The sequence below is a fragment of the Haemophilus influenzae genome, from assembly GCF_003494325.1.
Lineage (GTDB): Bacteria > Pseudomonadota > Gammaproteobacteria > Enterobacterales > Pasteurellaceae > Haemophilus > Haemophilus influenzae_I.
In genome coordinates this window covers 370,234-392,889 of record NZ_QQIK01000001.1, presented here as the reverse complement: position 1 = coordinate 392,889, position 22,656 = coordinate 370,234, and the positions used below count along the sequence as shown (strand labels likewise).

General features: G+C 37.0%; 25 protein-coding genes and 1 pseudogene. 14 read left to right on the top strand and 12 right to left on the bottom strand.

Going from position 1 to position 22,656, the window contains the following annotated elements; translation table 11 throughout:
* Nucleotides 1–3 precede the first annotated feature (3 nt).
* The 11 genes and pseudogenes from DV356_RS02005 to ccmA all read right to left on the bottom strand — a co-directional run bounded on the left by DV356_RS02005 (nucleotide 4) and on the right by ccmA (nucleotide 7,900).
* Complete coding sequence (locus DV356_RS02005; RefSeq protein ID WP_118806448.1) at nucleotides 4–303, bottom strand: hypothetical protein; 300 nt, start codon at nucleotides 301–303, stop codon at nucleotides 4–6.
* A gap of 10 nt (nucleotides 304–313) precedes the next feature.
* Nucleotides 314–812 (bottom strand): annotated as a pseudogene (locus DV356_RS09985) (DUF8095 domain-containing protein).
* A gap of 121 nt (nucleotides 813–933) precedes the next feature.
* Nucleotides 934–1,851: a c-type cytochrome biogenesis protein CcmI gene (gene ccmI / locus DV356_RS01990; RefSeq protein ID WP_118806447.1), complete on the bottom strand. Its 918-nt coding sequence runs from the start codon at nucleotides 1,849–1,851 to the stop codon at nucleotides 934–936.
* Nucleotides 1,852–2,313, bottom strand: coding sequence for a cytochrome c-type biogenesis protein (locus DV356_RS01985; protein ID WP_112071428.1), 462 nt, complete (start codon nucleotides 2,311–2,313; stop codon nucleotides 1,852–1,854).
* Entirely contained in the window at nucleotides 2,313–2,858 is a 546-nt protein-coding gene (locus tag DV356_RS01980; protein WP_118806446.1) for a DsbE family thiol:disulfide interchange protein, read from the bottom strand. Before DV356_RS01980 ends, DV356_RS01985 begins: the two co-directional genes overlap by 1 nt.
* Nucleotides 2,859–2,996: 138 nt before the next feature.
* Nucleotides 2,997–4,943 carry a heme lyase CcmF/NrfE family subunit gene (locus DV356_RS01975; protein WP_118806445.1) on the bottom strand — a complete coding sequence of 649 codons (1,947 nt, stop codon included), beginning with the start codon at nucleotides 4,941–4,943 and terminating at the stop codon, nucleotides 2,997–2,999.
* Nucleotides 4,940–5,461, bottom strand: a complete 522-nt coding sequence (gene ccmE, locus DV356_RS01970) for a cytochrome c maturation protein CcmE (protein ID WP_118806444.1) — start codon at nucleotides 5,459–5,461, stop codon at nucleotides 4,940–4,942. The genes DV356_RS01975 and ccmE overlap by 4 nt, the downstream gene beginning before the upstream one ends.
* Entirely contained in the window at nucleotides 5,458–5,661 is a 204-nt protein-coding gene (ccmD, locus tag DV356_RS01965) for a heme exporter protein CcmD (RefSeq protein WP_005693416.1), read from the bottom strand. The genes ccmE and ccmD overlap by 4 nt, the downstream gene beginning before the upstream one ends.
* Nucleotides 5,662–5,794: 133 nt before the next feature.
* Nucleotides 5,795–6,532 carry a heme ABC transporter permease gene (locus DV356_RS01960; protein WP_048954773.1) on the bottom strand — a complete coding sequence of 246 codons (738 nt, stop codon included), beginning with the start codon at nucleotides 6,530–6,532 and terminating at the stop codon, nucleotides 5,795–5,797.
* A gap of 59 nt (nucleotides 6,533–6,591) precedes the next feature.
* A complete protein-coding gene (gene ccmB, locus DV356_RS01955) occupies nucleotides 6,592–7,257 on the bottom strand; it encodes a heme exporter protein CcmB (protein ID WP_112109689.1) in 666 nt (221 codons plus the stop codon).
* 4 nt (nucleotides 7,258–7,261) lie between these two features.
* Nucleotides 7,262–7,900 carry a cytochrome c biogenesis heme-transporting ATPase CcmA gene (gene ccmA / locus DV356_RS01950; RefSeq protein WP_112109690.1) on the bottom strand — a complete coding sequence of 213 codons (639 nt, stop codon included), beginning with the start codon at nucleotides 7,898–7,900 and terminating at the stop codon, nucleotides 7,262–7,264.
* A 248-nt stretch (nucleotides 7,901–8,148) separates the two neighbouring features.
* Here ccmA and sodA point away from each other — a divergent pair, with 248 nt between their 5' ends.
* The 12 genes from sodA to pnuC all read left to right on the top strand — a co-directional run bounded on the left by sodA (nucleotide 8,149) and on the right by pnuC (nucleotide 17,291).
* A complete protein-coding gene (sodA, locus tag DV356_RS01945) occupies nucleotides 8,149–8,784 on the top strand; it encodes a superoxide dismutase [Mn] (protein WP_005662808.1) in 636 nt (211 codons plus the stop codon).
* Nucleotides 8,785–9,201: 417 nt separating this feature from the next.
* Nucleotides 9,202–9,996, top strand: a complete 795-nt coding sequence (gene mlaF / locus DV356_RS01940; protein ID WP_005656079.1) for a phospholipid ABC transporter ATP-binding protein MlaF — start codon at nucleotides 9,202–9,204, stop codon at nucleotides 9,994–9,996.
* Nucleotides 9,993–10,778, top strand: coding sequence for a lipid asymmetry maintenance ABC transporter permease subunit MlaE (mlaE, locus tag DV356_RS01935; RefSeq protein WP_050948586.1), 786 nt, complete (start codon nucleotides 9,993–9,995; stop codon nucleotides 10,776–10,778). The genes mlaF and mlaE overlap by 4 nt, the downstream gene beginning before the upstream one ends.
* A gap of 10 nt (nucleotides 10,779–10,788) precedes the next feature.
* Nucleotides 10,789–11,292, top strand: a complete 504-nt coding sequence (gene mlaD / locus DV356_RS01930; protein ID WP_050848352.1) for an outer membrane lipid asymmetry maintenance protein MlaD — start codon at nucleotides 10,789–10,791, stop codon at nucleotides 11,290–11,292.
* Nucleotides 11,293–11,321: 29 nt separating this feature from the next.
* On the top strand, nucleotides 11,322–11,966 hold the full coding sequence (gene mlaC / locus DV356_RS01925) for a phospholipid-binding protein MlaC (protein ID WP_118806443.1): 645 nt from the start codon (nucleotides 11,322–11,324) through the stop codon (nucleotides 11,964–11,966).
* Between the two features lie 10 nt (nucleotides 11,967–11,976).
* Nucleotides 11,977–12,294, top strand: coding sequence for an STAS domain-containing protein (locus DV356_RS01920; protein WP_118806442.1), 318 nt, complete (start codon nucleotides 11,977–11,979; stop codon nucleotides 12,292–12,294).
* Nucleotides 12,295–12,314: 20 nt separating this feature from the next.
* A complete protein-coding gene (locus DV356_RS01915) occupies nucleotides 12,315–12,572 on the top strand; it encodes a BolA family protein (RefSeq protein ID WP_005686372.1) in 258 nt (85 codons plus the stop codon).
* Between the two features lie 10 nt (nucleotides 12,573–12,582).
* Nucleotides 12,583–13,857 (top strand): UDP-N-acetylglucosamine 1-carboxyvinyltransferase, encoded by a 1,275-nt coding sequence (gene murA / locus DV356_RS01910; RefSeq protein ID WP_118806441.1) that lies wholly within the window; start codon nucleotides 12,583–12,585, stop codon nucleotides 13,855–13,857.
* Nucleotides 13,858–14,157: 300 nt separating this feature from the next.
* Entirely contained in the window at nucleotides 14,158–14,931 is a 774-nt protein-coding gene (locus DV356_RS01905) for an amino acid ABC transporter substrate-binding protein (RefSeq protein ID WP_005651725.1), read from the top strand.
* A complete protein-coding gene (locus DV356_RS01900) occupies nucleotides 14,915–15,631 on the top strand; it encodes an amino acid ABC transporter permease (protein WP_005633396.1) in 717 nt (238 codons plus the stop codon). Before DV356_RS01905 ends, DV356_RS01900 begins: the two co-directional genes overlap by 17 nt.
* A 9-nt stretch (nucleotides 15,632–15,640) precedes the next feature.
* Nucleotides 15,641–16,408, top strand: a complete 768-nt coding sequence (locus DV356_RS01895; RefSeq protein ID WP_005647711.1) for an amino acid ABC transporter ATP-binding protein — start codon at nucleotides 15,641–15,643, stop codon at nucleotides 16,406–16,408.
* A gap of 175 nt (nucleotides 16,409–16,583) precedes the next feature.
* Entirely contained in the window at nucleotides 16,584–17,291 is a 708-nt protein-coding gene (gene pnuC / locus DV356_RS01890) for a nicotinamide riboside transporter PnuC (protein ID WP_112119088.1), read from the top strand.
* Between the two features lie 118 nt (nucleotides 17,292–17,409).
* On the opposite strand, the gene pyrG is transcribed toward pnuC, so the two are convergent.
* Nucleotides 17,410–19,047, bottom strand: coding sequence for a glutamine hydrolyzing CTP synthase (gene pyrG, locus DV356_RS01885; RefSeq protein ID WP_005647713.1), 1,638 nt, complete (start codon nucleotides 19,045–19,047; stop codon nucleotides 17,410–17,412).
* Between the two features lie 653 nt (nucleotides 19,048–19,700).
* Between pyrG and DV356_RS01875 the strand changes: the two genes are divergently transcribed.
* On the top strand, nucleotides 19,701–21,266 hold the full coding sequence (locus tag DV356_RS01875; RefSeq protein WP_005659374.1) for a cytochrome ubiquinol oxidase subunit I: 1,566 nt from the start codon (nucleotides 19,701–19,703) through the stop codon (nucleotides 21,264–21,266).
* Nucleotides 21,267–21,280: 14 nt separating this feature from the next.
* Nucleotides 21,281–22,417 (top strand): cytochrome d ubiquinol oxidase subunit II, encoded by a 1,137-nt coding sequence (cydB, locus tag DV356_RS01870; protein ID WP_005651716.1) that lies wholly within the window; start codon nucleotides 21,281–21,283, stop codon nucleotides 22,415–22,417.
* The last annotated feature ends 239 nt before the right edge of the window (nucleotides 22,418–22,656 follow it).

Sequence of the window (22,656 nt, the reverse complement as noted above, 5' to 3'; positions counted from 1 at the left end):
TTTTTATCTAAAATAGTGATAATTATAATGATATCCGACGCTTGGTGTGACTGGAAGAACAGGCAATACACGTCTTGTTCTCGTTTTAACTTTATTGTCACTTTGGTTTAATTTTAAACTTGTATCAATTTGTTGCGTTATTTTATCCTTTTGAGTTTGTGTAACAGTATTACCACTAATAACTCGAGCATTATATTCTTGCACAGTTTTCATATCGTAAACAGCGTGGCTGTGTTGTTCTGACTGAGATGAACATCCAACCAAATATAACATAACAACACTAATAAAAACGAAATTTTTCATTTAATATAACCTATTTGCAAATTACATCATTTAATACGGTAATGCCTTCTGAAATATGATTGATGGCAGTTTCTTTTAATTTTTTATTTTCTTGTGCCTGAATGCACTTAGATAAATCTTTATCTGTAATTGAATAAACTGGCACATAACTTAAATTTTGAGGATCTTTTTGGTTATAAATAGTTGCACCAACCACACTGCCATAGAATTCTCCTCTATTGTCTGGATAAATAATGGTAAGTCGAATTTGTGTAATCTACACCTCTTGTAATCTTAAATCCCTGACAAATTCCAGCTGGAGATTCATAAATACTTTCTGATGAAGTGGTTTCATCTATTTTATAAACTTTAAATTCAATACTTTGAGCTAGTTTTTGAGCATTATTATTTGAAACATCGGAATTAAATGCTTTTTTATCTTCAGAATCAATATAAGTGACTGCACTAGAATCATTTTCTGCAATCGAAAATTGTGAAGTAAATAAACTTCCAATAATGACGCAGAACAAAGAAAAAAAGTGCAATTTTTGTTATTCATTTCTCGTTCCTTTAGTACTTTATTAAATGCTAATCTGTTCGACTACGAATAATTTTTTCGCACTATATCAAAAAGTCTTATAACGTACTAGGTTATTTTTTGGGAGTGATACTTTTTGATTTTTCTTCATTTTGCGCTTCTAAAGCATCACGCGCGGTACGAATACTTTTTTCAATTAATGGAACTCGCTCATCATCTTTCGGCATTAAGCGTAGCATCATCGCCCAAGTCACTGCCGCCATTTTATAATCTTCCGTTTCAAAATAACGGAATGCGAGTAAACTCAATGCTTCAATGTTAGTGTGTTCTTGACGAATCACTTCACGCAATAAATTGCCACCTTTAAGTTTATCAGTCGCATCTTCAGAGAACATCAATATACGAGCATAGCCTAATTTATATTGCACATTATCTGGTTCAAGTTTATTAGCCTTTTGATAGCTATCGAATGCCAAACGTGCATCACCTAAATTCATCCCAATTTGACCGAGCATCCACCATTTTTTGGCATCAGTTGGATTTTTTTGCAAATCGATTCGAAGTGCGATAGAAAATTGCTGCATTTCTGTATCAGAAAATGGATTTTTATCTTCATCTTTCATTCGGTCAAAGAAATAGGGCAATTTCGCATAAGTTTGCTCTAACATCGATTCGGCTTGCCAAGATCCCACCATAAAATAAGAAGAACCTGCGATAATTCCTAACGCTAATACACCAGAGACAAACCAAATTTTTCCATAAGATTTGCCAGAATAATCCACATTCTCTTGGACTTTACTCGGTACATCATCAAGCAAGGTTTTCTGTAATTCTTGTTTGAGTTGCTCAACATTTTCAACTAAACCTTGGGAATTATCTTGCTCAATTTCTTCCAAGCGCGAGAAATATAACGCCTTATTTAAATCATCACGTTTTTGCCCATGTTTCGCTTTGAATTGACGTAATAAAGGATAAAAACAAATTAACGCCACAACTAAAGTGGTTAAGATAAAAATTAATGTAAAATTCATCTATTTATCCTTGTTTAATAATTCTGCCAAACGCGCATTATCTTCATCCGTTAAAACCTCTTGGGATTTCGCCGCACTTTGGGTTTTAGGTTTGCGTCTTAATAAAAACACCACGCCTAACAACACAAGCAATAATGGCGCAATCCATAGCACTAATGTACTCGCTGTTATAGGAGGATCATAGGTTACAAAATTGCCGTAACGTGCCACCATATAATCCACTACGTCATTTTTTGATTTGCCTTCTTGTAAAAGCTCAAATACTTTGCCACGCATATCCACAGCGATAGTCGCATTGGAATCCGCAATATTGTTATTTTGACATTGAGGGCAACGCAAAGATTGTGTTAATTGATGGTAATCACTCTCTTGCTGTGGAGAACTAAAATTTAATGCATCAATAGCTGAAAATGCCACTGAACTAAACAAAAGTGCGGTCAAAAATAGCCATGTTTTTTTCATTATTGTTGCTCCGAAAGTTTGTCATAAATTGGTTTTAAAGTCTGAGTCCAAACTTTCTCGTTTACATCTCCAGCATAACGATAATGAATCACACCTTTTCCATCTACAATGAACGTTTCTGGTGCACCATATACTCCTAAATCCAAACCGAAAGAACCTTTTTCATCTTTTAAAACAACTTGATAAGGATTGCCAAGATCTTTTAGCCACTTCATTGCTTTAGGTGATTCATCTTTATAATCTAAACCAATAATTCTCACACCCTCTTTAGCAAGTTTGTTTAAATATTGATGTTCTGCATAACAAGTCGGACACCAAGTCGCCCATACGTTAAGCAAAACTGGCTCACCTTGTTGAAACAATTCGTTCGTGTAAGCTTTATTTTCAAACAACTCCGTCAAATTTTTTGCTGGCACAGGCTTTCCAACCAAAGCTGACTCTAATGCTTTAATATCTTCGCCTTGCGCATTACGTTTTAATTGCACTAAAAAGGCAATTGTTATCGATAAAAAGAGAATAAGAGGAACGAGTAAATTTTTTTTCATTTTTTACCGCACTTTTTCATTAACTTTGCTCCACCCATTTATGGGGGAGCTGTTGCGAAGTGACTGAGGGGGATATCGTAATCCCCCTTCCGCCCTTCGGGCTCCTTCCCCCGCAAGCAGGGGAAGGCAAGAATAAAATTATTTCTTCAACAACACATTAAACCGATAGCGTCGATCGAACATGCACAACAATCCACCTAACGCCATAAACAAGCCGCCAATCCAAATCCAGCGAATAAATGGCTTGTAATATAAGCGTAACGCCCAAGAATTATCCTCAAGTTTTTCGCCAAGTGCCACATAAAGGTCACGAGTTAAACCACCAGCAATAGCGGCTTCCGTCATAGACATCCGACTTACTGTATAAAAACGTTTTTCTGCGAATAAACTCGCCTCTGGTTGCCCATCTTTAGAAATATCAATTTGAGCTTTTCCACCAATATAGTTTGGACCATTTTCATCCGTCACACCAGCGAATTTAAAATCGTAACGACCAATTTGTGCGCTCTCGCCAACTTTCATTCTCACATCACGTTCTACGCTAAAGTTTTGGCTAAATGCGATCCCCCAAACAGTCATAGCTACGCCTAAGTGAGCTAACATCATTCCCCAATGAGAACGAGATAGTTTGCGTACGCCAACAAAGAATGATTCACGATGCGTCGCACGTTGTTGCAATTCATAAAGCGCAAGTAACGCAATAATCACAGTCATCATTGAACCAAGTACCGAACTCACGGTAATTTTATCTTGCAAGAAATAAGGTAACGCAAAACCTGCAATCAGCATAACAAATACGCAGATAACAACAGGCGTACGAATTGCAGAAAATTGGTCTCTACGCCATTTCACTAAAGGTCCAATACCAAGCAATAATGCAAATGGTGTCATAATAATTAAGAACATTTGATCAAAGAACGGCGCACCAATAGAAATAGAGCCTAAACCAAGTTGTTTGTGAACGAGTGGTAACAACGTTCCTAAGAATACAACGCAAAGTGCGGTCATTAATAAGATATTATTTAATAACAACATACTTTCACGTGAATAGCGTTCTGCATTATCACGAGAACGAATTTGACTGCCTTTATACGCATAGAGCGCAAGCGAACCGCCAATTACCACAACGAGGTAAGCCAAAATATACAAACCACGAGTTGGATCCGATGCAAATGCGTGAACTGAAACTAAGATACCAGAACGAACTAAGAAGGTGCCGAGCAGACAAAGTGAAAAGGCTAAAATCGCAAGTAATACCGTCCAAGCTTTGAAAGAACCACGTTTTTCTGTCACAGAAAGAGAGTGAATCAATGCAGTACCAGCAAGCCACGGCATAAACGATGAGTTTTCTACTGGATCCCAGAACCACCAGCCCCCCCAGCCAAGCTCATAATAAGCCCACCAAGAACCGAGTACGATACCTAAAGTTAAAAACACCCAAGCAGCAAGCGTCCAAGGACGTGACCAACGCGCCCAAGCTGAATCTAATTTTCCTGTCATTAAGGATGCAATCGCAAACGCAAATGCCACAGAAAAACCAACATAGCCCATATAAAGTAATGGAGGGTGGAAAATCAAACCTACATCTTGCAACATTGGGTTAAGTTCTTTTCCGTCCACTGGGAAATTAGGGAAGGTACGCGTAAAAGGATTTGAAGTGAACAAGACGAACAACACAAAACCGACGCTAATAATCCCCATAATACCAAGCACACGAGCAACCGCTTCTTGGGGTAAATGTTTACTCAATAAAGCAACGGCTGATGACCAAACGGCAAGTAACCAAATCCACAATAATAAAGATCCTTCATGAGAACCCCATACAGCAGACAAACGGTAATAAATGGGTAAAGTAGTATTAGAATTATTTACAATATATTGCACGCTAAAATCATTGACTGCGAATAAATAAAATAGCGCAGCAAAAGCAATGCTTAGGCTTGCAAATAAACCATAAGTCATTGGGCGAGCTAGTGCCATTAATTGTGCATTGCCCTTTTCAGCCCCCCACAAAGGGAAAATCGCCAACATAAGCGATACAGCTAAACTTAAAGCAAGCGCGTAATTTCCTAATTCAGCAATCATTTTGCGCCTTCTTTTTCTTGACGATCACGCGCACTTTCGCCTTTTAAGTCCGCTGCCTCAATTCCCATTGGTTTATGTACTTTTTGCATTTTTTCGCCTAATTCTGGCGGCACATAATTTTCATCGTGTTTAGCCAATACTTCTGTCGCGGTTAAAACAGTTGGCTGAGTTAATACACCTTGAGCCACAATACCTTGCCCTTCACGGAAAAGATCTGGCAAAATGCCTTCATATTCAACCGTGATCGCAGGACCAATATCATTTAAATCAAACCGCACTTTCAAGCTTTTTGGATCACGCTCTACAGAGCCTTCAACCACCATACCGCCAACACGAATACGCTGCCCCACTTCAGGTTTTTGATTCAGATTATTATCCTTACCTTGAATCACTTCAGATGGCGTATAAAACAAGTCTATATTTTGGCGTAGTGCATATAACATTAACCCACTAGCAATAGCGATGCCTAATACAACAAAAATGACTAATTTAAATCTGGATTTACGTCTTGGATTCATAGTGTATTCCCCTTATTTGCTTGTTGTAAACGTTCTTCGCGTTGTTTCTCACGCAAGACATTTTGTAATACTGTCTTGCGTTGCTTAACACTTTGAACAATTAAGGCAATAACTGCCACTAAACTTACTGCATAGGATAACCATACGTAAAAACCGTAGCCACCCATATTAAAAAAATCACTCCAAGTTTGGAAAAACATAAAATATTCCTTATTTCTCACCCTAGGGTAGCTATACCCTAGGTTAGTAAAAGTACTACCCTTTTAGGGTAGATTCAACTTTCCCCAAAGGGGAATCATTTTATATTAACCGTGGGTATACCTACCCACGGAATTAGATACCCTCCGCAAGTGCTTTAACCCAAGGACGTTTCGCATCTTCTTTCAATAATTCCACGCGATAACGCACTAAAGTAAGCCAAATATACAAGGTTAAAAAACCGAAGATACACAAAATTAATGGAACCAACATTGGAATTGCAATGGATGGTTTTTCCAGTTTAGTGATACTCGCACCTTGATGTAACGTGTTCCACCATTCCACCGAAAAATGAATAATCGGTAAAATCACGACCGTTGTAATGCATAAAATCCCCGCTGCTTTTGCCCCTACATTACGATCTGAAAAAGCAGAATAAAGCGCTAAGATACCAAGATAAAGAAAGAATAAAATTAATTCTGCAGTTAAGCGAGCATCCCACACCCACCAAGTACCCCACATTGGTTTCCCCCAAATTGCCCCCGTAACAAGCGATAAGAAAGTAAACAATGCACCAATTGGCGCCATTGCAATCATTGCGAGATGAGCTTGCTTAATTTGCCACACAAGGGCAACCACAGCTGCAATCGCCATTGAACCGTACACGCCCATTGACCAAATCGCTGTCGGCACATGCACATACATAATTCGGAAACTATTGCCCTGTTGGTAATCAGCTGGGGCGAATGCTAACCCCCATACAATGCCGATACCGAGTAAAATAAGCGTTAAAAATGCAAATAACGGACTCAATTTACCGCAAATACGATATTGAGTTTCGGGTTTTGCATAAGGATGTAGCCACTTCCACATAAAAAAATCCTTAAAAATTAAAGAGAAAAACCACCGCACTTTTATACGATGAAATAAAATTAATTATCTAAACTAATTCGCAGTGCCGCCGCGATGGCAAAAGGCGAAAATGTTACTGCGCCAACCATCATTGCACCTAAAATCGCCAGTTGTCCCCCATAAGGCACATTTAATCCTGCTGCTTCTAATATTGATGAAGCAAAAATTAAAACGGGAATAAATAACGGAACAACAAGCAAACTCAACAACACCCCCCCTTTTCGCAACCCCACTGTTAAAGCCACGCCAATTGCGCCAATACAGCTCAATACAGGGGTGCCAAGCAACAATGTCAAAACTAATGCCCACCAAATATTCACTTCAAGAGAAAGTAACAAAGCCGCAATAGGCGATAATAAAATAAGCGGCAAACCTGTGAGCAACCAATGTGCAACTACTTTAGCCAGAGCCGTCATCGGCAAAGGCTGTGCGGTTAGCATTAATTGTTCGAGAGAGCCATCAATAAAATCATCACGGAATAAACGTTCAAAAGAAAGCAATGCTGAAAGTAATGCCGCTACCCACGCGATACCCGGTGCGATACGGGAAAGTAATTTAGGATCTGGCCCAATAACCAACGGAAACAAGGTAATCACAAGCAAAAAGAACCACAGCGGATTTAAAATTTCCGCATTTTTACGCATCGCAATTTGAAGTTCACGTTTAATTATTTCTAGAAAAATCATTAAGTTATTCCGATTTATAAGCTGCTAGATTCAATTTTTGCAGATGTGAACTTGGCACTTCTTGATGGCTGGTCAGTAACACAATACCACCTCGTTGAGCGTGCTTATCAAAAAGTGCGGTTAAAATTTCCACGCCTTTTTTATCAATCGCAGTAAAGGGTTCATCTAAAATCCATAAAGGAGCTTGAGAAAGCCATAAGCGACCTAAGGCGATACGTTTTTGTTGCCCAGCAGAAAGTTGTGCGGCAGGCAAATCTTCACGACCTAGTAATCCCACTTTCTCAAGCAAATCCCACAACATATCGGTGTTTTGTTCAGCTTGACTAATTCGTTGATAAAACTGCAAATTTTCCCACGCGGTTAATTCTGGTTTAACACCAGAAAGATGACCTAAATAAAGCAAATTCTGATGATATTGTTCACGTTGTTTGGAAATCGCTTCAGAATCCCACCGCACTTCGCCTTCCAAAGGTTGCGCTAAACCCGCAAGAATACGTAACAAACTTGTTTTACCTATGCCGTTATGCCCTTCAATTTGTACAAAATCACCGCTATTAACATCGCAAGTCAAAGCACGAAAAAGTACGTGCTCACCACGTTGGCAGGATAAATTTTGCAGAGATAACTTGTGTTGCTCAAACATAATTACAGAGGGAAAATAGAAAGTGGTGGTATTCTAATATTTGATGAAATTTTCGCAACTCAAACGCATAACTCTTTAGAAGTAGATCGATAGGTTTATTGATTTAAAACAAAATTTAATAAATTCACTTTTTAAAAAAGGAAAAACATTTAATGATCTAAATCAATTTTTTTGCTATTATTTGCTCAATTTTGGTTATAGACCAAAACCTCAACGAAATCTGTTTTTAACAATAGAAGGAATACATTATGTCTTACACTCTCCCTGAATTAGGCTATGCCTACAATGCGTTAGAACCACATTTTGATGCACAAACAATGGAAATCCATCATAGTAAACACCACCAAGCTTACGTAAACAATGCAAATGCTGCATTAGAAGGTTTACCTGCTGAATTAGTAGAAATGTATCCGGGTCATTTAATTTCTAACCTTGATAAAATTCCTGCAGAAAAACGTGGAGCATTACGTAATAATGCTGGTGGCCACACAAACCACAGTTTATTTTGGAAAAGCTTGAAAAAAGGCACTACTTTACAAGGCGTATTAAAAGATTCGATTGAACGCGATTTCGGTTCTGTAGATGCATTTAAAGCAGAGTTTGAAAAAGCAGCTGCAACTCGTTTCGGTTCAGGATGGGCATGGTTAGTATTAACCGCTGAAGGTAAATTAGCCGTTGTATCAACAGCAAACCAAGATAACCCATTAATGGGTAAAGAAGTGGCAGGTTGTGAGGGTTTCCCACTTTTAGGTTTAGACGTTTGGGAACACGCTTACTACTTAAAATTCCAAAACCGCCGTCCAGACTACATTAAAGAATTCTGGAATGTGGTAAACTGGGATTTCGTTGCAGAACGTTTTGAACAAAAAAACAGCACACTGTAACTGTGCAAAATAATAGACATAGGAAAACCTAGCAAAAGTTAGGTTTTTCTGCTTTCCTCTCTATAACTTTTCTTTTGCAATCTTTTTTATCAAATCTGTATCTTTTACAGGCTTATTATTTATAGGCATTTATCAATGTTATTTTCCATAAACAAAGTATTATTAAAATTCAATAAATAATGAAGAAATTTAAAGCTTCTTTAGTGAGGTCAAAAAGAATGTTACTATGGCAAAATTTTAAGTTATTAAAAATAGAATTTATCACTATTTTTTATAACTATTTTTATGACCACATTAAAGTTAAGCCAAAGAAATGTGTTGCTATAAATAACAAAACTTAATCTTTAAATTAAACAAATCTAACTTTTTAAGGTCATATAAAACTGATTGAACTTTTTATTTATAAACGAGATTTTAATGAATCAAAATCTAATTGAAGTTAAGAATCTCACCTTTAAACGCGGTGATCGCGTGATTTACGATAACCTGAATTTGCAAGTAAAAAAGGGAAAAATCACTGCGATCATGGGGCCGTCGGGGATTGGTAAAACCACCTTACTTAAATTGATCGGTGGGCAACTAATGCCAGAGCAAGGTGAAATTTTGTTTGATGGACAAGATATTTGTCGTCTATCTAATCGTGAACTGTACGAAGTACGCAAGCGGATGGGGATGTTATTCCAATCAGGTGCACTTTTTACGGATATTTCTACTTTTGATAATGTCGCCTTTCCAATTCGTGAACATACGCATTTGCCTGAAAGTTTAATTCGTCAAATCGTGTTGATGAAATTGGAGGCGGTTGGGTTGCGAGGTGCTGCCGCATTGATGCCTTCAGAACTTTCCGGTGGTATGGCTCGTCGAGCTGCATTAGCGCGTGCTATTGCGCTTGACCCTGATTTAATTATGTTTGATGAGCCATTTACGGGGCAAGATCCGATCAGTATGGGCGTAATTTTAAGCCTGATTAAACGATTAAATGAAGCGTTAAATTTGACTTCTATCGTGGTGTCGCACGATGTGGAGGAAGTATTGAGTATTGCAGATTATGCCTATATTATTGCAGACCAAAAAGTCATCGCAGAAGGAACATCTGAGCAGCTTTTACAAAGCCAAGATCCGCGCGTGGTGCAATTCTTAAAAGGTGAATCTGATGGTCCTGTGCGCTTTAAGTACCCGGCGCAAGATTATGTGAAGGAATTGTTTGAATGATCATCAATTTTATTTCTGCTTTTGGAAAACAGGTGATCGACTTTTTCCGTGCCTTAGGGCGAGCAGGCTTTATGTTATTTGGCGCATTGATCGGCAAGCCACAAATTCGCAAGCATTTTCCTTTGCTTGTGAAGCAAATGCATGTTTTAGGTGTCCAATCGTTACTCATTATTTTGTTGTCCGGTTTATTTATTGGAATGGTATTAGGGCTACAAGGTTATGTCGTGTTAGTCGATTTTTCTGCTGAAACAAGTTTGGGACAGCTTGTAGCACTTTCTCTTTTACGAGAATTAGGTCCTGTTGTTACCGCACTTTTATTTGCTGGTCGAGCGGGGTCTGCATTAACGGCTGAAATAGGATTAATGAAAGCTACTGAACAACTGTCTAGTCTTGAAATGATGGCTGTTGATCCTTTACGTCGAGTGATTGCACCTCGTTTTTGGGCAGGAGTTATTTCCATGCCAATTTTGTCAATCTTGTTTATCGCGATTGGTATTTGGGGCGGTTCCTTAGTTGGTGTGGATTGGAAAGGTGTTGATTCAGGCAGCTTTTGGTCTGTGATGCAAAATTCCGTGAGTTGGAGCTATGATATTTTAAATGGCTTTATTAAAGCGGTTTTCTTTGCTGTAGCCGTAACTTGGATTGCGCTGTTCAATGGTTATGATTGTATGCCAACATCAGAAGGTATCAGCCAAGCTACAACACGAACAGTTGTGCATGCATCTCTTGTTGTTCTAGGATTAGATTTTATTTTGACTGCTATTATGTTTGGCGCAGGTTAAGGATTTTTTTATGAGACAAACAATTAAATATGAATTTTGGGTTGGATTATTTTTATTACTTGGTATTGGCGCCTTAGTTTTTTTAGGTTTACGCGTAGCTAATGTACAAGGTTTTGCTGAGACGAAATCTTATACCGTGACGGCAATTTTTAATAATATTGGCGGACTTAAAGTGCGTGCACCACTAAAAATTGGAGGCGTAGTAATTGGGCGTGTGAGTGCTATTACGCTTGATGAAAAAAGCTATTTACCAAAAGTCAGTATTGCGATTAATCAAGAATATAATGAAATCCCAGAAAACAGTTCTTTATCAATTAAAACATCAGGTTTATTAGGTGAGCAATATATTGCCTTGACAATGGGTTTTGATGATGGAGATACAGCAATGCTTAAAAATGGTAGCCAAATTCAAGACACTACATCAGCTATAGTATTGGAAGATTTAATTGGGCAATTCTTATACGGAAGTAAAAAATCAGACGGCAATGAAAAATCAGAATCCGCAGAACAATAGGTTAAATTTTATAAATTAGGAGATTGATAATGAACCTTATTCAACTAAAAAAATGGTTTACCATTTTAACTTTCGTATTAACCGCATTTTTGGTTACACGAACAGCTATTGCAGAAACAAGTCCTTATGTTTTAATGCAGCAAGCGGCAGATAAACTATTTTCTGATATACAAGCTAATCAAAGTAAAATTAAACAAGATCCAAATTATTTACGTACTATTGTTCGTAATGATTTATTGCCTTATGTAAACTTAGAATATGCAGGTTCTAAAGTATTAGGTTCATACTACAAATCAACCTCTGCAGAACAACGAGAAAAATTTTTCAAAACTTTTGGCGAATTGATTGAGCAAAAGTATGCACAAGCATTAACAAATTATTCTAATCAAAAAATTCAAATTGAATCAGAAAAAGAATTAGGCGATAACAATTTTGTAAATATTCGCGTAAGTATTATTCAAACTAATGGCGTTGCTCCGATCCTATTAGATTTTAAATGGCGTAAAGGCAATAAAAGTGGGGAATGGAAAGCCTACGATATGGCAGCAGCAGGCGTAAGTATGCTGGAAGATACGATAAAAAATTGGGTTGGTATTTTAAACAAACAAGGTATTGATACATTAATCACAAAGATGCAGCAATCTGCCTCACAACCTATAATTTTCAATCAATAAATGAATAACTATGCTAAATTGGGATTTGCAAAAAAATAATGATAAAATAACGCTCTTTTTGTTTGGGGAACTATCTCGCAGCACGTTGTTACCAATGTGGCAGCAACGTGGCGTTTTTTTGTCAGCAAGTACACTTGATAAAACTATTGTTGAATGGAATTTGTATGATCTTCAGCATATTGATTCTGCTGGTTTTGCAGCTCTTTGTGATTTTTTACGAGAGTGTCAAAAGCTTAATAAAACAGTGCGATTAGTTTATCCACCAAAACAATTATTAACCCTAGCAGATCTCTTTGGTTTATCTGATTGGATCGCAAATTTTACATAGCTTAACTAAACGGAAATCCGATGGAACTTCAAAAAATTGAACAAATTTTAAAAGACACACTAAATATTGCAGAAGTCTATGCACAAGGTGAAAATGCACATTTTGGTGTGATTGTTGTGAGTGATGAAATCGCTGCACTATCTCGTGTAAAACAACAACAAACGATTTATGCCCCTTTAATGCCTTATTTTAGTACTGGTGAAATTCACGCTCTAACCATCAAAACTTATACCGTAGAAAAATGGAAACGCGATCGTGCATTAAACCAGTTTAATTAAGGATTTAAAAATGGATAAATTTCGTGTTTATGGGCAATCTCGTTTAAGTGGAAGTGTGAATATTTCAGGCGCAAAAAACGCCGCACTTCCAATTCTTTTTGCGGCTATTTTAGCTACAGAACCTGTTAAATTGACAAATGTTCCCGAACTTAAAGATATTGAAACAACTTTAAATATTTTGCGTCAATTAGGCGTGATTGCAAATCGTGATGAAACTGGTGCAGTTTTACTAGATGCCTCTAATATCAATCATTTCACTGCACCTTATGAATTGGTTAAAACTATGCGAGCTTCAATTTGGGCATTGGCACCTTTAGTCGCTCGTTTCCATCAAGGTCAAGTATCATTACCCGGAGGTTGTTCTATCGGAGCTAGACCTGTTGATCTCCACATTAGCGGTTTAGAAAAATTAGGTGCGGATATCGTTCTTGAAGAAGGATATGTAAAAGCACAAGTATCAGATCGTCTTGTGGGAACTCGTATTGTAATAGAAAAAGTAAGTGTAGGTGCAACTTTATCTATAATGATGGCAGCAGCCCTTGCGAAAGGTACGACTGTTATTGAAAACGCCGCTCGTGAGCCTGAAATTGTAGATACCGCTGACTTCCTCAGTAAAATGGGCGCAAAAATATCTGGTGCAGGCTCTGATCACATTACGATTGAAGGTGTTGAACGTTTAACTGGTTGTGAACATAGTGTTGTGCCAGATCGTATTGAAACGGGAACATTCTTAATTGCTGCAGCCATTTCGGGCGGTCGTGTTGTTTGTCAAAATACTAAAGCGGATACTTTAGATGCCGTAATTGATAAACTCCGTGAAGCTGGTGCGCAAGTTGATGTAACTGAAAATAGCATTACTTTAGATATGCTTGGTAATCGCCCTAAAGCAGTGAATATTCGTACTGCACCACATCCGGGGTTCCCAACTGATATGCAGGCTCAATTTACTTTATTAAATATGGTGGCAGAAGGTACAAGCATTATCACTGAAACGATTTTTGAAAATCGTTTTATGCATATTCCTGAATTAATTCGTATGGGTGGTAAAGCTGAAATTGAAGGGAATACAGCGGTATGTCACGGGGTTGAACAATTGTCTGGCACAGAGGTAATAGCGACAGATTTACGCGCTTCAATCAGTTTAGTGCTTGCAGGTTGTATCGCAACGGGTGAAACCATTGTAGATCGTATTTATCATATCGATCGTGGTTATGAACATATCGAAGATAAATTACGTGGTCTAGGTGCGAAAATTGAACGTTTTTCTGGAAGTGATGAAGCGTAATTAGGTACGCTGCTTTTCTATTAGACATTACAAGTTTATTTATAATCTTAAATTTCTATTAATGCCTTTCTTTAGAAAGGCATTTTTTTACTGAAATTTTATAAGAGTAGATTGATTGCATTGTTTAGAAACGTATTTTTCTACAAGAAAGTGCGGTAGATTATTTTCTTATTTTGATAGTAATCACTTATATCAATTTTTTATAACTAAAATTCATAAACCATAAATAAATAATCTTTTTTTTTCATAAGTTTGGTTTTTATAATCACGCTTAGACAAACACAACACAAGGAAGAAAAAATGAAAAAATTACTTTTTACGACCGCACTTTTAACTGGAGCTATTGCTTTCTCAACGTTTTCTCACGCAGGCGAAATTGCCGATCGTGTTGAAAAAACGAAAACTTTATTAGTCGGAACAGAAGGGACTTATGCACCATTTACTTTCCATGATAAAAGTGGAAAATTAACAGGCTTTGATGTAGAGGTTATTCGTAAAGTTGCTGAAAAGCTCGGTTTGAAAGTGGAATTTAAAGAAACACAATGGGATGCAATGTATGCGGGGTTAAATGCAAAACGTTTTGATGTGATAGCAAACCAAACTAACCCAAGCCCAGAGCGTTTAAAAAAATACAGTTTCACAACGCCTTATAATTATTCTGGTGGGGTGATTGTAACAAAATCATCGGATAACAGTATTAAATCATTTGAAGACTTGAAAGGTCGTAAATCTGCGCAATCTGCAACAAGTAACTGGGGTAAAGATGCAAAAGCTGCAGGTGCGCAGATTCTTGTAGTGGATGGTTTAGCACAGAGCTTAGAGCTTATTAAACAAGGCCGTGCAGAAGCAACAATTAATGATAAATTGGCTGTATTAGATTATTTTAAAAAACACCCAAATTCTGGTTTAAAAATTGCTTATGATCGTGGGGATAAAACTCCGACTGCCTTTGCTTTTTTACAAGGTGAAGATGCATTGATTACAAAATTTAATCAAGTACTTGAAGCACTTCGCCAAGATGGTACATTAAAACAGATTTCAATTGAATGGTTTGGTTATGATATTACTCAATAATTGGTTGGCGAGTCTTCCATTTATGAGTGCAGAACGAGCTGATTATGTAATCAGCTCGTTTTGGCCTATGTTGGAAGCAGCAATTTTATACACATTGCCATTGGCAGTCATTTCTTTCTTCTGTGGTTTGCTTATTGCAGTGATTGTTGCAGTTATTCGTACTTTGCCTAGTCCTAATTTACCCTTAAAATTGTTACAGGCTTTATGTCGAGTGTATATCTCTATAATTCGAGGTACACCGATGTTAGTACAAATTTTTATTATTTTTTATGGATTACCTGAAGTCGGTATTACTTTAGAGCCTTTTCCGACAGCGATTATTGCATTTTCTATTAATATAGGTGCTTATGCAGCAGAGACAGTTCGTGCTTCAATTATTGCTATACCTAAAGGGCAGTGGGAAGCCTCTTATGCGATAGGTATGAATTATCGACAAGCATTTATTCGTACAATTATGCCACAGGCTTTACGTATTTCAGTACCATCGCTTTCTAATACTTTTATTAGTACAGTGAAAGACACTTCATTAGCTTCTCTTGTTTTAGTGACAGAATTATTCCGTGTCGCACAGAATATCACGGCAGCAAACTATGAATTTATTTTAATTTATAGTGAGGCAGCTTTGATTTATTGGATTTTCTGTTTTGTTTTATCTTTCTTACAAGATCGTCTTGAAATTCGCTTATCTCGCCATTTATAAGGAATGTCTATGTTAAAAGTAAGTAATATTCAGAAAAACTTTAATGGCAATCATGTGTTAAAAGGCATTGATTTTGAAATTAATAAAGGTGAAGTGGTCGCAATTTTAGGCCCTTCTGGTTCTGGAAAAACCACCTTTTTACGTTGTTTAAACTTGCTTGAACGACCAGAGCAAGGCATTTTGGAATTTACTGATGGCAGTCTAAAAATTGATTTTAGCCAGAAAATTAGTAAAGCAGATGAATTGAAGTTACGCCGACGTTCGTCAATGGTCTTTCAGCAATACAATTTATTCCCTCATCGTTCTGCCCTTGAAAATGTTATGGAGGGAATGGTTGTTGTGCAAAAACAAGATAAAGCTCAAGCTCGTGAAAAAGCACTTAGTTTGCTAGAAAAAGTAGGACTTAAAAATAAAGCGGATTTATTTCCATCCCAACTTTCTGGCGGTCAGCAACAGCGAGTGGGGATTGCTCGAGCCCTTGCGGTAAAACCTGATATTATTTTATTAGATGAACCTACATCGGCATTAGATCCTGAATTGGTGGGCGAAGTGTTACAAACACTAAAAATGCTCGCCCAAGAAGGCTGGACAATGATTATTGTTACTCACGAAATGCAGTTTGCGAAAGATGTCGCGGATCGTGTGATTTTAATGGCGGATGGATATATTGTAGAACAAAATACAGCAGATAAATTCTTCACTTGCCCACAACACGAGCGCACTAAACAGTTCTTGTTACAAGCAAAAATACCACTTGAGCTTGATTATTATATTTAAAGTGCGGTCAATTTTTAGAGCGTTTTTTGAAACAAACTCAATAATGGATAATGTAGGCTTTAATTAAAACGTGATGGATTTCACAACTTTAGAATTAAATGCTTCTACACCTTTACATTACCAATTCACAATGCGAAAATGGTCACCTCAAAATTTAAGTCAATAGGAGTAAATAATGACTTTGGCAGCGCGTTTAAAACGAGAATTTGTTTCTGGTTGGAAACCTTTTGAGGTGGTTTGGCTTGCGCTTTTTATCATTGCGCAAATTTGGGCTTATGTACAAACACCTGATTCTTGGTTAGCAATGATTTCTGGTATTTCGGGTATTTTGTGTGTGGTATTGGTAAGTAAAGGTAAAATTAGTAATTATTTCTTTGGATTGATTTTTGCCTATACTTATTTTTATGTTGCTTGGGGATCGAATTTCTTAGGCGAAATGAATACTGTACTTTACGTATATTTGCCCTCTCAATTTATTGGTTACTTTATGTGGAAAGCCAATATGCAAAATAGCGATGGTGGAGAAAGCGTGATTGCAAAAGCGTTAACTGTTAAAGGATGGATGACATTAATTGTTGTGACTACGGTTGGTACTTTGCTTTTTGTTCAAGCATTACAAGCTGCTGGTGGTAGTTCAACAGGTTTAGATGGTCTAACTACAATTATTACGGTTGCGGCACAGATTTTAATGATTTTGCGTTATCGTGAACAATGGTTGTTATGGATTGGATTAAATATTCTTTCTATTTTCCTTTGGGCAGAGACACCTGCAATATACTTAATGTATTCAGCCTACTTACTTAACTCGTTGTATGGTTATTATAACTGGACGAAATTAGTTAAGCGTACTAACCTAAATATAAAAACAGTAAATAGCTTATAAAAAACCCCCGTTAAATGATAAATTTAACGGGGATTTTTTTACTTCAAAAACATCAAGTTATATCATAACCAAATAAAAATATTTCATTTTTTTACCGCACTTATTGCAGGACCAAGAATTACTTCACAGATTTTTTGTGATTTTCATAGGCTGCTTTTACAAAGCCTGCAAACAACGGATGACCATCACGAGGCGTAGAAGTAAATTCTGGATGGAATTGGCAAGCGACAAACCAAGGATGATTTGGCACTTCGATAATTTCTACCAATTTTTTATCTGCAGATAATCCAGTTACTTTCAATCCTGCTTTTTCAATTTGTGGAAGCAAGGTATTGTTCACTTCATAGCGATGACGATGACGCTCTTCAATGGTTTCTTTGCCATAAAGCTCGCGAGCGCGGCTACCTGATACCAAATGACATTGTTGTGCGCCTAAACGCATTGTTCCGCCAAGATCTGATTCATCGGTACGCACTTCAGTATTACCCTCCGCATCCTGCCATTCTGTGATTAATGCCACCACAGGTTGTTCACAATCTTTATCAAATTCAGATGAATTGGCTTTAGTTAAACCCGCTACATTACGTGCATATTCAATCAATGCGATCTGCATACCTAAGCAAATACCCAAGTAAGGAATTTTGTTTTCTCGTGCATATTGTGCGGTACGAATTTTACCCTCTACTCCACGATAACCAAATCCCCCTGGAACAAGAATGCCATCAACGCCTTTTAATACTTCAACACCTTTGGTTTCAACATCTTGGGAATCAATATATTTAATGTTTACACTTAAACGGTTCGTTAAACCTGCGTGTTTTAAGGCTTCATTTACTGATTTATAGGCATCGGGTAACTCAGTGTATTTACCTACCATACCGATGGTTACTTCTCCCACTGGATTGGCTTGCTTGTAAAGCACTTGCTCCCATTCAGTAAGATCTGCTTCAGGGCAAGTTAAACGGAAACGTTCACAGACAAAATCATCTAAACCTTGAGATTTTAATAATGCGGGGATTTGATAAATTGAATTCACATCTTTTAATGAAATGACTGCACGTTCTGCAACATTACAAAATAAAGCAATTTTCGCACGTTCATTTGGTGGAATCATACGATCTGAACGGCAAATCAACACATCAGGTTGAATACCAATAGAAAGCAATTCTTTTACCGAATGCTGGGTTGGTTTAGTTTTTACCTCTCCCGCCGTTGGAATGTAAGGCACCAAGGTTAAATGCATAAATAACGTATGTTCACGACCAACTTGAACGGCTAATTGACGTAATGCTTCTAAGAATGGAAGTGATTCAATATCCCCAACAGTGCCGCCCACTTCAACAATCACAACGTCGTGACCTTGAGCACCAGCAATAACGCGATCTTTAATTTCATTAGTGATATGTGGAATCACTTGAATTGTTGCACCAAGATAATCGCCACGACGCTCTTTACGTAATACTTCAGAATAAATTTTACCTGTAGTGAAGTTATTACGTTTGGTCATTTTCGTGCGGATGAAACGCTCATAATGACCTAAATCTAAATCTGTTTCTGCACCATCTTGAGTAACGAAAACTTCCCCGTGTTGGGTTGGGCTCATCGTACCAGGATCCACATTAATATATGGATCTAACTTCATAATGGTTACGTTTAAACCACGTGCTTCTAAAATTGCCGCCAATGATGCTGCCGCAATGCCTTTACCTAACGATGAAACCACACCGCCAGTGACGAAAATATAATTTGTAGCCATAGGGAACCTAATCTGTATTGGGATATAAATGATTATAGCTAATCATCTTACAGACAAAATCAACCAAAAGTGCGGTCAAAAATCGAAGATAATTAGCTATCAAAGACGGGATGGTAGTTTACCTGATTTGCGCAATGAACTCAATGCTAGTTTTGGCTTAATCCTTTTTATCCTTGGAAAGGATCAACACTCACATTACAAATGTTGAATGATAAATTAAGTATTAAATGCCACTACATACTTATTCAAGCAGTTAAAAACATCAAGAGATGATGTTGGTTGAGACAAATATTAAAATATGCTCTTACACAATGAAATTAATCATCTTTAAAACAAAAATTATTGCAAAAAATGTCAATTTGATCTAAGTCAATTAAATGAAATATAACAAATAAGCCCTATTTTTGTATTTATATCAAAAATGTGATCTATATAGCATTTTTTACTATTTTTTATCCTTATGTTTAGTAGTAGAATAGCCGCCAATTTGGATTATCTCTATAATAACTGGTGTTTTTTTAACCTTTAAAAATAATTATGTAGATAAGTCAATTTAAACTTAGCTGATTGGAGTTGAGTAATTAGGGATTATTTAAGGCATCGCCTTGTTAATCATTGTTGGAACTAATGTTGTTTATACAAAGGAGTTGAGAATGTTAGACGTTGTTGATCTTTCTCGCTTGCAGTTTGCTTTAACTGCGTTGTATCACTTCATTTTCGTGCCGCTAACATTGGGTTTATCCTTTATTCTTGTAATTATGGAAACTATTTATGTGGCGACAGGTAAAGAAGTTTATAAAGATATGACAAAATTTTGGGGAAAGTTATTTGGTATTAACTTTGCCCTTGGGGTGACCACCGGTATTATTATGGAATTCCAATTTGGTACTAACTGGTCTTATTATTCTCATTACGTGGGGGATATTTTTGGTGCGCCACTTGCTATTGAAGCGTTACTTGCCTTCTTCTTAGAATCCACTTTTGTGGGGTTATTTTTCTTCGGTTGGGATCGTTTATCAAAAGGAAAACACTTATTAGCAACTTATTGTGTGGCTTTCGGTTCTAATTTATCTGCTATGTGGATTTTGGTTGCAAATGGCTGGATGCAAGCACCAACAGGTTCAGAATTTAATTTTGAAACTGTACGTATGGAAATGACTAACTTCTTAGATCTTTGGTTAAACCCTGTTGCACAAAGTAAATTCTTACATACTCTTTCTGCAGGTTATGTGACAGGCGCATTTTTTGTTTTAGCCATTAGCTCATACTTTTTACTAAAAGGTCGTGATTTTGAATTTGCAAAACGTTCTTTCTCCGTAGCTGCTACTTTTGGATTTATCGCCTCTATTTCAGTGCTAATTCTTGGTGATGAATCTGGTTATGATATTGGTAAAGCACAACCAGTAAAATTAGCCGCAATGGAAGCTGAATTTGAAACTCACCCAGCACCTGCTCCATTCCTTCCAGTAGCAATTCCAAATACGGCTGAAATGAAAAATGATTTTGCGATTGAAATTCCTTATCTTGGCGGTGTAATAGCAACTCGTTCAATTGATAAAGAAATTATAGGTCTAAAAGATCTTCAAGCATTAAATGAAACTCGTGTACGTAGTGGTATCCGTGCTTATGAATTATTTACTCAACTACGAGCTGAGAAAAAAGCAAATGGTCAAGTAAATGAAGAAACCAAAGCACAATTTAATGAAGTTAAAAAAGATCTTGGTTTCGGTTTATTATTAAAACGCTATACAAACAATGTTGTTGATGCGACAGAAGAACAAATTAAACAAGCCGCTCGTGATACTATTCCAAATGTAGGCCCTAATTTTTGGGCATTTCGTGCAATGATTGCCGCTGGTGGTTTAATTGCTTTACTTACATTCGGCGCATTTGTTCAAAATTTACGTAATAAAGTCACTCAAATTCCATTATTGTTAAAAGTTCTTTTATGGGGATTGCCATTACCTTGGATTGCCATTGAGTGCGGTTGGTTCTTAGCAGAATATGGTCGTCAGCCTTGGGCTATTTACGAGATCTTACCTGTTGGCGTATCCGCTTCTAATTTAAGTACAGGCGATTTATGGTTCTCCATTGGTTTAATTTGTGCGCTTTATCTTGCGTTCATTATTGTTGAGATGTATTTGATGTTTAAATATGCGCGTTTGGGTCCAAGTGCGTTAAAAACCGGCAAATACTACTTTGAACAATCAGCTAAATAAGTAGGAGATAAATTATGATTGATTATGAATTTCTACGTTTTATTTGGTGGGTGTTAGTTATTGTATTATTGATTGGCTTCTCTGTAACTGATGGATTTGATATGGGCGTGACCGCACTTTTACCTGTAACAGGTAAAAAAGAAGTGGAACGCCGTATTATGATCAACACTATTGCTCCCCATTGGGATGGTAACCAAGTTTGGTTATTAACTGCAGGTGGTGCAATATTTGCAGCTTGGCCAATTGTATATGCAGTATCTTTCTCAGGTTTTTACATTGCATTAGTATTAGTCTTGGCAGCGTTATTCTTACGTCCATTGGGTTTTGAATATCGTGCAAAAATTGATAATCCAACTTGGCGTTCTGTTTGGGACTGGGGATTATTCGCAGGTGGTTTTGTACCAGCATTAGTATTTGGCGTGGCTTTTGGTAATTTATTACAAGGCGTTCCATTCCATTTTAACGAATTAACTCAAGTGACTTATACAGGTTCATTTTTTGAGCTATTAAATCCATTCGCATTATTATGTGGTGTTATTAGCTTATCAATGCTTGTCACTCACGGCGCAAACTGGTTACAAATGAAAACCACTGAAGCCTTACGTGATCGTGCTCGTTCAGTAAGTCAAATTGGTTCTATTGTGACTTTGATTGCATTCGTATTAGCTGGCGTATGGTTATATTCTAAAGATGGTTATGTAGTTACTAGCACTATCGATCATTTCGCTCCATCGTCTCCAATGAATAAAGAAGTTGCTGTAGAAACTGGCGCGTGGTTTAGAAATTTCAATGAAATGCCAATTCTTTGGATTTTCCCTGCGTTAGCTGTAGTTGCTGCATTATTAAATGCTGCATTTTCTAAAGCTAATCGTTGTGGTTTTGCATTTTTCTTCTCTGCATTAACAATGGCTGGTGTGATTATTACTGCAGCAGTATCAATGTTCCCATTTGTGATGCCTTCAAGTTCACATCCTGAACAAAGTTTATTAATGTGGGATTCGACTTCAAGTGAATTAACATTAACATTAATGCTGATTTTTGCAGTTGTTTTTGTGGTCATTGCTTTAGCTTATACTATTTGGTCTTACTCAAAAATGTTTGGTCGTTTAGATGCTAATTTCATTGATAAAAATAAACACTCATTATACTAAGGAGAAATAGAATGTTATATGCGATTTGGGTAGTGGGTGTATTGTTTGCAATTTGGGCTAGTGCAAAATGCACCATCAATAAAGAAAAAAAAGGTAAATTTGAAGAATAAATGATTTAAGAATTTTACCGACTAAATAAAAGGGTTCAGATCATAATGAACCCTTTTTAACTTTTCTCATTTATCTTTTTCTCAACAACAATGGAAAATAATTTTACGAATTTCTATGCTAGAATATTT

Excerpts from the sequence above, each read along its gene's own strand:
- DV356_RS02005 (WP_118806448.1), bottom strand. The coding sequence starts at position 303 with ATGAAAAATTTCGTTTTTATTAGTGTTGTTATGTTATATTTGGTTGGA.
- ccmI (WP_118806447.1), bottom strand. The coding sequence starts at position 1,851 with ATGAATTTTACATTAATTTTTATCTTAACCACTTTAGTTGTGGCGTTA.
- DV356_RS01985 (WP_112071428.1), bottom strand. The coding sequence starts at position 2,313 with ATGAAAAAAACATGGCTATTTTTGACCGCACTTTTGTTTAGTTCAGTG.
- DV356_RS01980 (WP_118806446.1), bottom strand. The coding sequence starts at position 2,858 with ATGAAAAAAAATTTACTCGTTCCTCTTATTCTCTTTTTATCGATAACA.
- DV356_RS01975 (WP_118806445.1), bottom strand. The coding sequence starts at position 4,943 with ATGATTGCTGAATTAGGAAATTACGCGCTTGCTTTAAGTTTAGCTGTA.
- ccmE (WP_118806444.1), bottom strand. The coding sequence starts at position 5,461 with ATGAATCCAAGACGTAAATCCAGATTTAAATTAGTCATTTTTGTTGTA.
- ccmD (WP_005693416.1), bottom strand. The coding sequence starts at position 5,661 with ATGTTTTTCCAAACTTGGAGTGATTTTTTTAATATGGGTGGCTACGGT.
- DV356_RS01960 (WP_048954773.1), bottom strand. The coding sequence starts at position 6,532 with ATGTGGAAGTGGCTACATCCTTATGCAAAACCCGAAACTCAATATCGT.
- ccmB (WP_112109689.1), bottom strand. The coding sequence starts at position 7,257 with ATGATTTTTCTAGAAATAATTAAACGTGAACTTCAAATTGCGATGCGT.
- ccmA (WP_112109690.1), bottom strand. The coding sequence starts at position 7,900 with ATGTTTGAGCAACACAAGTTATCTCTGCAAAATTTATCCTGCCAACGT.
- sodA (WP_005662808.1), top strand. The coding sequence starts at position 8,149 with ATGTCTTACACTCTCCCTGAATTAGGCTATGCCTACAATGCGTTAGAA.
- mlaF (WP_005656079.1), top strand. The coding sequence starts at position 9,202 with ATGAATCAAAATCTAATTGAAGTTAAGAATCTCACCTTTAAACGCGGT.
- mlaE (WP_050948586.1), top strand. The coding sequence starts at position 9,993 with ATGATCATCAATTTTATTTCTGCTTTTGGAAAACAGGTGATCGACTTT.
- mlaD (WP_050848352.1), top strand. The coding sequence starts at position 10,789 with ATGAGACAAACAATTAAATATGAATTTTGGGTTGGATTATTTTTATTA.
- mlaC (WP_118806443.1), top strand. The coding sequence starts at position 11,322 with ATGAACCTTATTCAACTAAAAAAATGGTTTACCATTTTAACTTTCGTA.
- DV356_RS01920 (WP_118806442.1), top strand. The coding sequence starts at position 11,977 with ATGCTAAATTGGGATTTGCAAAAAAATAATGATAAAATAACGCTCTTT.
- DV356_RS01915 (WP_005686372.1), top strand. The coding sequence starts at position 12,315 with ATGGAACTTCAAAAAATTGAACAAATTTTAAAAGACACACTAAATATT.
- murA (WP_118806441.1), top strand. The coding sequence starts at position 12,583 with ATGGATAAATTTCGTGTTTATGGGCAATCTCGTTTAAGTGGAAGTGTG.
- DV356_RS01905 (WP_005651725.1), top strand. The coding sequence starts at position 14,158 with ATGAAAAAATTACTTTTTACGACCGCACTTTTAACTGGAGCTATTGCT.
- DV356_RS01900 (WP_005633396.1), top strand. The coding sequence starts at position 14,915 with ATGATATTACTCAATAATTGGTTGGCGAGTCTTCCATTTATGAGTGCA.
- DV356_RS01895 (WP_005647711.1), top strand. The coding sequence starts at position 15,641 with ATGTTAAAAGTAAGTAATATTCAGAAAAACTTTAATGGCAATCATGTG.
- pnuC (WP_112119088.1), top strand. The coding sequence starts at position 16,584 with ATGACTTTGGCAGCGCGTTTAAAACGAGAATTTGTTTCTGGTTGGAAA.
- pyrG (WP_005647713.1), bottom strand. The coding sequence starts at position 19,047 with ATGGCTACAAATTATATTTTCGTCACTGGCGGTGTGGTTTCATCGTTA.
- DV356_RS01875 (WP_005659374.1), top strand. The coding sequence starts at position 19,701 with ATGTTAGACGTTGTTGATCTTTCTCGCTTGCAGTTTGCTTTAACTGCG.
- cydB (WP_005651716.1), top strand. The coding sequence starts at position 21,281 with ATGATTGATTATGAATTTCTACGTTTTATTTGGTGGGTGTTAGTTATT.